This is a genomic window from Pseudonocardia pini, assembly GCF_013870575.1.
Lineage (GTDB): Bacteria > Actinomycetota > Actinomycetes > Mycobacteriales > Pseudonocardiaceae > Pseudonocardia > Pseudonocardia pini.
Map to the genome: position 1 here is coordinate 1 of NZ_JACBXB010000311.1, position 6,081 is coordinate 6,081.

The 6,081-nt window shown below is 75.2% G+C and carries 6 protein-coding genes; 4 read left to right on the forward strand and 2 right to left on the reverse strand.

The genetic code is table 11. The annotated features are described in order from the left end of the window. The coding region (locus H5J29_RS17855; protein WP_181782089.1) for a histidine kinase at nt 1-1,625 on the reverse strand (1,625 nt) is incomplete at its 3' end. Nucleotides 1,626-1,754: 129 nt separating this feature from the next. Between H5J29_RS17855 and H5J29_RS17860 the strand changes: the two genes are divergently transcribed. The 4 genes from H5J29_RS17860 to hisB all read left to right on the forward strand — a co-directional run bounded on the left by H5J29_RS17860 (nt 1,755) and on the right by hisB (nt 5,450). Beyond that, nucleotides 1,755-2,321 carry a hypothetical protein gene (locus H5J29_RS17860; protein ID WP_181782090.1) on the forward strand — a complete coding sequence of 189 codons (567 nt, stop codon included), beginning with the start codon at nt 1,755-1,757 and terminating at the stop codon, nt 2,319-2,321. Between the two features lie 101 nt (nt 2,322-2,422). Further along, nucleotides 2,423-3,742, forward strand: coding sequence for a histidinol dehydrogenase (gene hisD / locus H5J29_RS35175; protein WP_181782094.1), 1,320 nt, complete (start codon nt 2,423-2,425; stop codon nt 3,740-3,742). Then, complete coding sequence (locus H5J29_RS17870) at nt 3,739-4,854, forward strand: histidinol-phosphate transaminase (RefSeq protein ID WP_181782091.1); 1,116 nt, start codon at nt 3,739-3,741, stop codon at nt 4,852-4,854. Before hisD ends, H5J29_RS17870 begins: the two co-directional genes overlap by 4 nt. Then, entirely contained in the window at nt 4,851-5,450 is a 600-nt protein-coding gene (hisB, locus tag H5J29_RS17875) for an imidazoleglycerol-phosphate dehydratase HisB (RefSeq protein ID WP_181782092.1), read from the forward strand. The genes H5J29_RS17870 and hisB overlap by 4 nt, the downstream gene beginning before the upstream one ends. 48 nt (nt 5,451-5,498) lie before the next feature. On the opposite strand, the gene H5J29_RS17880 is transcribed toward hisB, so the two are convergent. Next, the coding region (locus H5J29_RS17880; protein WP_181782093.1) for an alpha/beta fold hydrolase at nt 5,499-6,081 on the reverse strand (583 nt) is incomplete at its 5' end.

The following is a 6,081-nucleotide window of genomic DNA, read 5'->3' on the forward strand; positions in this document are numbered from 1 at the left end:
ACCAGCTCGCGCAGGTTGCGCAGGGCGTCCGCGGCGTCCCCCTGCAGGCCGGCGAGCGTGCCGTCGACCTGCGCGAGGTCGGCGCGGGCGAGCTGCGCGCGGGCGAGGGCGATGCGGGTCAGCAGGGCGGCGATCTCCTGTTGGGCACCGTCGTGCAGGTCGCGTTCGAGCCGGCGGCGGGCGGTGTCCTCGGCCGCGACGATCCGCAGCCGGGAGGCCTCGACCTCGGTCAGCTGGGCGGTGACCTCGGCCGCCAGCCGGGCGTTCGTCAGCGCCATCGCGCCCTGCCGGGCGAGTGCCTCCAACCGGGTCCGGACGCGGAGCCGACCGCCTTCGGCGGGTCCGCAGCTGATGCTGCCGAGGTCCGCGGCGCCGTCCAGGAGCCGGGCCGTGTGGGCGGGCCGCTCGCCGGGTCGTCGGGGCCTGCCCACGTGCAGGGGCGGGTCCCCCGTGACCTCCAGGTCGACCCAGGCCGCGCCGAGCCCCTCCGACGCGGCCTCGGCGATCGAGCGGGACAGCGCGCCGCGGTCGAGGGTGTGCTCGAGGGCGTCGCCGAGGTGCAGCAGCAGCTCGTCGCGGCCGATCTCCCGGCCGTGGGTCAGCCTGCGCACCCGGTGCAGGAGGGCCCGCCGGACGGGTTCGAGGGCCAGCGCCCCCACCACTGCGACCACGACGGCGATCCGCAGGTCCGCGCCCCCGAGCGCGGCCCCCAACAGCCCCGCCGTGGCCACGTACCCGCCCAGCACCAGCAGCGCCAGCGCGGCGTACGGGACGGTGCGGCGGACCGACCCCAGCGCGTCGAACAGGTGGGGCGCCGCGATCCCGACCCCCATCGCGACCGGCAGCACCACGTGACAGGCGAGGTAGACGACGTCCCCGACGATCCGCGGGAACGCCCCGCCCTCGGCCAGCGCGTTCACCACCACGGCCCCGACCAGCAGCAACGCCGCGAGGAGGGGCCAGGCCATGCGGTGGCGTCCGACGTCGGACAGCCTGCGGAACCGCAGGAGCGCGACGGCGACCGCGGCCAGGGTCCCGACCGGGAGCACCGCCTCGTCGAGCGCGCGGGCCACCCCTCCGGGCCCGCCCACGTACAGCGGGCTCGCGACGGTCGGGACCCCGTACCCGTCGGACAGGGCGCTCGCCGCGAGCACCCACGCCGGCACCACGTCCGGCACCGTGACCAGCAGGAGGAGCGGCAGGACCGGGGCGAGCACCAGCGGCACCAGCACGACGACGCGCTCGGCGGCCAGCAGCCGGACCCCGTCCGGGTAGCGGACCAGTGCCGCGGCCTGGGCGGCCACCATCACCGTCCCCGCGACCTGCACCACGGCGTTGGCCACGACGAACCCGGTGCCGGTGAACCCGTGGCGCACCAGCCCGATCAGCACGGTGGCCAGGGTGAGCCAGGTCAGCGCCACGCAGCCGAACAGCAGCAGCCGCCGCGCGGCCGGGTTGGCGGGCTCCACCCGGGACGCCCACGCGCCTGCCGCGCAGACCAGCACGTACGTCAGCCCCCACGAGGGGCCGAGGGTGGTCAGCGAGTCGGCGTAGACCAGCGCCGCCGCCATGCCCGCCGTCGCCGCGACCGCCCAGCCGGTGAGGGCGGGGTGCGGGACCGTCATGGCGCGAGACTGGCACGTGATCGTCCGCGGCGGGAGGGGGAGAACCGCCACGGGAGGTGCGGAGAACCGCAGGGGGCGCGGCGGCCGCCCGCGTTCCGGGCGGTCCGCCGGGCTCCTAGCGTGCGGGCCATGACCTCCCTCTCCGCCCCCGCGGCCCAGCCGGGCCTGCGCACCGACGAACCCGCGGTCCTGGTGTGGGGGACCGTGGCGTCCCTCGCGCTGACCCTCGCCTCCTCGATCGTCTACACCCTCGCGGGCTGGGACGACGCGCTCGCGGCCCTGCTGCACGTGCTCGGCGGCGGGCTCGGCGGGCTGCTCGTCGTCCGGCTCGCCGCGGCGCTGCGGGGCCCGCTCGCCGCCGCGGTCCTCGTCCTCGGGATGCTCGGCGTCGCCGGGGTGGTCGGCTACGGCTTCAACACCATCGGCATCGCCGCGGGCGGGGTGGACCTGATCGACGCCGCCGGGGTGGGCCAGGTGCTCAAGCCGCTCGGCCTGCTGTGGCCGCTCACCCTGCTGGTGGCGGGGATCGGCCTGCTGCGCCGGATCCCGGTGGCCCAGGCCGTGGTGGTGATCGTCGCGGCCGTGGCCTACCCCGTCAGCCGGATCGCGAACATCGGCTGGCTCGCGATCGTCGTCGACGCCGCGTTGCTGGCCGCGCTGACCCGGCTGCCGCTGCGGGAGCCCGCGGCGCGCTGACGCGAGCTCCGCGGCGGACCTGTGGACAACTCGCCCCGAAAGGGTCGCCACCGTGGGGAGGTGGTCGGGGTGGCACGTACCCTGGGCCCATGCCCGGTCCGATCCTGCGGCGCCTCGACCTGCGTGCCGAACCCCTGCCCCGACCTGCCGTCCTGCGCGGGATGCTGCCGCGCGCGGAGCTCGACGTCGACGCGGCGGTCGAGGCCGTCCGGCCGATCGTCGAGGCGGTGCGCGAGCGGGGGACCGAGGCGGCGCTGGAGGCGACCGAGCGGTTCGACAAGGTCCGCCCGGAGTCGGTGCGGGTGCCCGTCGCGGAGCTGGACAAGGCCCTCGCCGAGCTGGACCCGGCGGTCCGCGAGGCCCTGGAGACCGCGATCGAGCGCGTCCGGGTGGTGCACGAGGAGCAGCGCAGGCCGGAGGTCGTCACGCAGGTCGTGCCCGGTGGCAGCGTCACCGAGCGGTTCGTGCCGGTCCGCCGCGTGGGGCTCTACGCGCCGGGCGGGCTGGCGGTCTACCCGTCCACGGTGGTCATGAACGTGGTCCCGGCGCAGGCCGCGGGGGTGGAGTCGCTGGTCGTCGCGTCGCCGCCGCAGGCGGAGAACGGCGGCCTGCCCCACCCCACGATCCTCGCCGCGGCCGCGCTGCTCGGCGTCGACGAGGTGTGGGCGGTCGGCGGGGCCCAGTGCGTCGCCCTGCTGGCCTACGGCGGCGTCGACACGGACGGTGGCGAGCTGGAGCCGGTGGACGTGATCACCGGCCCCGGGAACGTCTACCTCACCGCCGCGAAGCGGCTGCTCCGCGGCCTGGTCGGGATCGACGCCGAGGCGGGCACCACCGAGATCGCGATCCTGGCGGACGGCGGGGCCGATCCCGTGCACGTCGCCGCGGACCTGATCTCCCAGGCGGAGCACGACCCGAACGCGGCGTCGGTGCTGGTCACGACGTCGGAGGAGCTGGCCGCGGCGGTCGACGCGGAGCTGGAGGCGCAGGTGGCCGCCACCAAGCACACCGAGCGGATCCGCACCGCGCTGTCCGGCCCGCAGTCGGCCACGATCCTGGTGCGGGACGTGGCGGAGGGCGTCGCGGTCGTCGACGCGTACGCCGCCGAGCACCTGGAGATCCAGACCGCCGACGCACGGGAGGTCGGGGCCCGGGTCCGGAACGCGGGCGCGATCTTCATCGGCCCGTACGCGCCGGTCTCGCTCGGGGACTACTGCGCGGGCTCGAACCACGTGCTGCCCACCGGCGGCTGCGCCCGGCACTCCGGCGGGCTGTCCACGCAGACGTTCCTGCGGGGCATCCACGTCGTGGAGTACACCGAGGAGGCGCTGCGCGAGGTGGCGGACAAGGTCGTCACGCTCGCGACCGCGGAGGACCTGCCCGCGCACGGGCAGGCCGTCACGGCCCGGTTCCCCCGGTGAGCGCCCCGGGGAGCGCCATCCGGCTCGAGGACCTGCCCCTGCGGGAGTCGTTGCGCGGCCGGTCGCCCTACGGCGCGCCGCAACTCGAGGTCGCCGTGCGGCTCAACACCAACGAGAACCCGTACCCGCCGCCGCCGGAGCTGGTGGCGGAGGTCGCCGCGGCGTGCGAGGAGGCGGCGCGGAACCTGCACCGCTACCCGGACCGGGACGCGGTGGCGCTGCGGACCGAGCTCGCGGAGTACCTGACCCGGCAGACCGGCGTGGCCCTGGCCGCGGAGAACCTCTGGGCCGCCAACGGGTCCAACGAGATCCTGCAGCAGGTGCTGCAGGCGTTCGGAGGGCCGGGGCGCTCGGCGCTCGGGTTCGTGCCGAGCTACTCGATGCACCCGATCATCTCCTCGGGCACCCAGACCGAGTGGCTGGAGATCCCGCGGACCGCGGACTTCGCCGTGGACGTGGACGCCGCGCAGCTCCTGCTGAAGGAGCGCGCCCCGGACGTCACGTTCCTGACCAGCCCGAACAACCCCACCGGGCAGTCCCTCGACCCGGCGGACCTGGCACTGCTGATCGACGCGGCGCCCGGGATCGTGATCGTCGACGAGGCGTACGCGGAGTTCTCCGCCCACCCGTCGGCGACCACGCTGCTGGCCACGCACGGACACAAGCTGATCGTCAGCCGCACCATGAGCAAGGCGTTCGCCTTCGCGGGCGGGCGGCTGGGCTACCTGGCCGCGGCACCGGCGATCGTCGACGCGCTGCAGCTCGTCCGGCTGCCGTACCACCTGTCGGTGCTGACCCAGGCCGCCGCGCGGGCGGCGCTGCGGCACGCCGGGGCCACCCTCGGGTCGGTGGCTCTGCTCGCGGCGGAACGGGACCGGGTCGTTCCGGCGCTGGAGGCGCTCGGTCTCGCCTGCGTGCCCAGTGACGCCAACTTCGTGCTGTTCGGCCGGTTCACCGACGCCCCGCGTGCGTGGCAGGCGTTCCTGGACCAGGGTGTGCTGATCCGGGACGTGGGGATCCCCGGGCACCTGCGGGTCACGATCGGCACCCCCGAGGAGAACGACGCGTTCCTGGCCGCGGCGGCGGTCGTGGCGGAGAGTGAGTGGGCATGAGCAGGGTCGGGCGCGTCGAGCGTGTCACCAAGGAGTCGAAGGTCCTGGTCGAGATCGACCTCGACGGCACGGGACAGGTCTCGGTCTCGACCGGGGTCCCGTTCTTCGACCACATGCTCGACGCCTTCGGCAAACACGGCGCCTTCGACCTCACCGTGCAGGCGGAGGGGGACGTCGAGCTCGACGCGCACCACACCGTCGAGGACACGGCGATCGTGCTGGGCCAGGCGCTGCGGCAGGCGCTGGGGGACAAGAAGGGCATCCGCCGTTTCGGCGACGCCTGGATCCCCATGGACGAGGCACTGGCGCAGGCCGTGGTGGACGTGAGCGGTCGCCCCTACACGGTCCACACCGGCGAGCCGTCGGTGATGGAGGGGTTCGTGGTGGGTGGGCACTATCCCACGGTCCTGAACCGGCACGTCTTCGAGTCGCTGGCCTTCCACGGCCACCTCGCCCTGCACGTCCGCGTGCACGCGGGCCGGGACCCGCACCACATCACCGAGGCGGAGTTCAAGGCGATCGCCCGTGCGCTCCGGGCGGCCACCGAGCCGGACACCCGCATCACCGGCATCCCGAGCACCAAGGGCGCGCTCTGAGCACCTGTGCGCGGCGATCGTCGCTCTGGCGACGACCGCCGCGCACGGCTACTCGCTGAGGAGGTCGGCGAGGGGTTCGGGGTGGACCTGGACGCCGATGTGGGTGGTGTCCAGCGAGTGCACCGCGAAGGTGTTGTCCGGGGTGAGCGCGTCCGCCTCCGCGATGTAGCGGTCCTGCAGGGCGGGTGGGAGGGCGCGGTCGGCCGTGAGCCGGACGTAGTCACGAGGGATCCGGCCCCAGGTGTCCGCCTCGGCGCGGACCAGGTCGTCGTCGATCACCAGGGTCTCGTCCGGGTCCTGGGTGTGCAGGTAGGCGAGCAGCTCGTCCCGGGTGCCGTCGGCGAGGAGGGCGGCCTGCAGCGCCTCGTGCATCGCCGGGTCCGCGGTGCGCCAGTTGAGTCGCAGGGCCCCCACGGCGGCAGGGTCGGCGCTGACCAGGCCACCCACGGAGCCGAGCAGACTGTCCGCGTTCTCCGGCGAGGCGTCGTACTCCGCCACGCTCGCGGCGACCGGGCAGTGCGCGGACACGTAGACGAGCCGGTCGACGAGCTCGGGCGCCGCGTTGCCCACGGCGTTGAGGGTCAGCCCGCCGCGGCTGATCCCGACCAGCACCGTCGGGCCGTGCTCGCTG

Coding starts and splice junctions, on each gene's coding strand:
- H5J29_RS17860 (WP_181782090.1), top strand. CDS start 1,755: ATGACCTCCCTCTCCGCCCCCGCGGCCCAGCCGGGCCTGCGCACCGAC.
- hisB (WP_181782092.1), top strand. CDS start 4,851: ATGAGCAGGGTCGGGCGCGTCGAGCGTGTCACCAAGGAGTCGAAGGTC.